Source organism: uncultured Mucilaginibacter sp. (assembly GCF_903893715.1).
Taxonomy (GTDB): domain Bacteria; phylum Bacteroidota; class Bacteroidia; order Sphingobacteriales; family Sphingobacteriaceae; genus Mucilaginibacter.
Window position 1 is genome coordinate 1 of sequence record NZ_CAITNG010000003.1, and the last position, 1,852, is coordinate 1,852.

Below are 1,852 nucleotides of genomic sequence, written 5' to 3' on the forward strand. Positions count from 1 at the left end.
CTCGTGTTGCCACCTTAATCCTTCCAGATATCCAATACAGGCTTCCTGAGTTGAAAATCTCGTAAATACTTCACTTACATTCATTTGCATAAATATACAAAAATTAAATGTCTATTCATGGGCTATTACTCTCGAGAGGGGCAGGGGGTGTGTCCTCCGCCATGCATAACGAATAACGCAACCTAACCTCTTCACATCCAACACGCCCCCACTCATCCCGATAGGTATTGGGAGGGGAATTAATATTTATTTAATTATTCGCTGTAAAACCACAAAGTAAACATCATTTTGGCGCAACTGCAGTTCTTTTTCAAAAACACCGTTGGCCGGGATGTTCACTTCCATTTTCAAAAACGCTTGCCCGCTGTTTTTCTCTTTTATCTGCGCCACCTGCGCCTTGGTTAGTTGCGCCGGCGAACCCATATCAAAATAGGTCGCGTAAGCATCGTTCGAGCGGTAGCCAACCTTCCTTATCAATACCTCATATTTTCCTGCGGTCAAATGGCCTATTTTTACCTTCACCGGAGCGATGGCTTTCGCCGGCAGGTCGCGCTTATAAAACACCTGGTCGTTTACCGAATCGCCCGGGTGGGTAATTGTAAAGTCCCAAAACAACAACTGCACATTGCCCTGCTTATCGCGACAAACCACTGATGCCGTATCGCTGCTCTTCAATTCAGCATCGCCCATCTTGTTCAAAAATTGGTAAACATAAAAAGCCGGCTTTTTGATATCCTGATAGTTCAACAACCCAAAACCACCATGAAAAGGTGTAAACCTTGGTCCCTGCTCTTCAAAAATATCGGTAAATGTCCAGTACGACATCGAGTTCACATACGGTCCGGCATGTTTTATCTTATCCAGCATATAAGCCGCCTCCACATAATTATCATGTATCGGGTCTGTCGGCGTGTACGATGAGCTCCATTCCGTATAATTCAATGGCAAATTAGGCATCGGCGACCGCTCAATTTCTTTCTTCGATTTGATCATATTACCCGATACCGCCATCCTGTTCTGGCTCACAATAACGCCTACCTCACCGGTTTGGTCCAAAAAGCCTTGCTTTACACCGTAATCATGCGTACTCACAAAATCTACAGGCACTTTGTTGGTATGGCAATAATTGATAAAGTCCGTTATCCAGGCATTACCCGCCGTTGCAGGCCCGCCAACTTTATAGTCAGTCGAAACCGATTTAATGGTGGTCGATGTTTCCTGGTACAATTTAAAATAATCCGCCTGGTCCCCGCTAAAAAACAGGTTCTTCAAATTCGGCTCGTTCCAAACCTCAAAAAACCAACTGGCCACTTCGGCATGGCCATAACGCTCGGTAAAATGCTGCACCATGTTTTTGATGAGGCCATCCCATTTTGCATAGTCCTTTGGTGGGGTGATATTCCCTTTCCACCAAAAAACGGTCTTGTTACCACTCGCCAAAGCATTCGGCATAAAGCCCAATTCCACAAAAGGCTTCATCTTGATGCTGAGCAGAAAATCGAACAGTTCATCAATATACTGGTAATTATATTGGGCATTGCCCGCCTTGTCCTCCCGGTAAACGCCCATATCATCGCTTAGCAAACCGTGGAAACGAATGTATTTAAACCCGCATTCCTGCTTTACCAGCCTCAATTGCCGCTGCCAATCAGCACGCAAACCCTCATTGGCACGACCCGCACCCACGCATTCCTGGAAGCTGCGGTTAAACGGTCCCTGGATTTTGGCAGCGTCAATATCGATTACCCTCGGCTGTGCGAATACGCTATTGAGCGAAAGCATTAAAAACCCAATACAAAAAAAGTATCTCATCTAAATTATTTTAAGCCCACAAAAACTCCCCTCTCGAGAG

1 protein-coding gene is annotated in these 1,852 nt (G+C 45.4%); it reads right to left on the bottom strand.

Annotated features, from left to right (window positions below; translation table 11 throughout):
- Positions 1-246: 246 nt before the first annotated feature.
- A complete protein-coding gene (locus QZX97_RS00220) occupies positions 247-1,812 on the bottom strand; it encodes a glycoside hydrolase (protein WP_295648866.1) in 1,566 nt (521 codons plus the stop codon).
- Between the last annotated feature and the right edge of the window lie 40 nt (positions 1,813-1,852).